Source organism: Sporomusa sp. (assembly GCF_057736855.1).
Genome location: NZ_JBYKYF010000449.1, coordinates 646 through 1,810 on the forward strand (window position 1 = coordinate 646; position 1,165 = coordinate 1,810).

The window sequence follows — 1,165 nt, forward strand, 5'->3', positions numbered from 1 at the left end:
CTTCTGTAGTAACTGCTATCGATGGATATCAGATGTCCAGAAATGGACGTTCCGGCGTCGCTTTGTTTGCTGCTGCAGTGGGTTCTTTGTTCGCTGGGTGTATTGCCACTTTGATTTTAGCAGCTTTTTCTGTGCCGCTTTCGAAATATGCATTAAAATTCGGACCTACTGAATATTTTTCTTTGATGACACTTGGGCTTGTCAGTGCGGTAGTCTTATCGTCAGGTTCCATAATAAAAGCAATAGCAATGGTTATTGTTGGTCTTTTATTGGGACTTGTTGGTGCAGACGTAAACTCAGGGGTAGCGCGATTCACCTTTAATCTTCCAGGCCTTTATGATGGCATTGATTTTGTTTGCGTAGCAATGGGGCTTTTTGGTTTTGCTGAGATAATTTCTAACCTTGGTCCTAGCGTGGATTCTAAAGGGGAAATTCGAAAGATCGGTAAGATATGGCCTACGAGAACCGACTTAAAAAGAATGGTAGCTCCAATATTGCGAGGAACAGCTATCGGTAGCGCATTAGGTATTCTTCCAGGAGGAGGGGCAACTCTCGCATCATTCGCTTCATATTCTTTAGAAAAAAAGGCTTCAAAATATTCATCTGAATTTGGAAAAGGCGCAATCGAAGGTGTAGCTGGGCCAGAATCAGCGAATAATGCTGCCTCCCAAACTTCATTCATACCGCTTTTAGCCTTAGGTATACCGTCCAATGCCGTAATGGCTCTTATGGTTGGAGCAATGGCTATTCATAATATTCAACCAGGTCCGCTTGTAATGTCGACAAATCCTTCTTTGTATTGGGGATTGATCGCATCAATGTGGATAGGAAATTTAATGCTAGTAATTTTAAACCTTCCGTTAATCGGGCTATGGGTCAAATTATTGAAGATCCCATATCGAATTCTTTATCCTGCAATTATGATGTTCTGTGTTATTGGTATTTATTCTCTTAACAATAATGTTTTCAGTCTGTATATTGCTATTGTTTTTATGCTTGCAGGCGCGATATTTAGATGGCTTGATTGTGAAGTTGCTCCATTATTGCTTGGTTTTGTGCTTGGGCCCGCTATGGAAGAAAACTTCGGAAGAGCACTTCTTCTCTCCAGGGGTGATTTTTCAGTTTTTGTTACTCGACCTTTATCTGCAATTCTACTTGCATTCTC

1 protein-coding gene is annotated in these 1,165 nt (G+C 41.0%); it reads left to right on the forward strand.

All coding sequences use genetic code 11. The annotated features are described in order from the left end of the window. Positions 1-32: 32 nt before the first annotated feature. Positions 33-1,165: tripartite tricarboxylate transporter permease (locus AC29Z1_RS17495; RefSeq protein ID WP_488272722.1), on the forward strand; the 1,133-nt coding region annotated here is incomplete at its 3' end.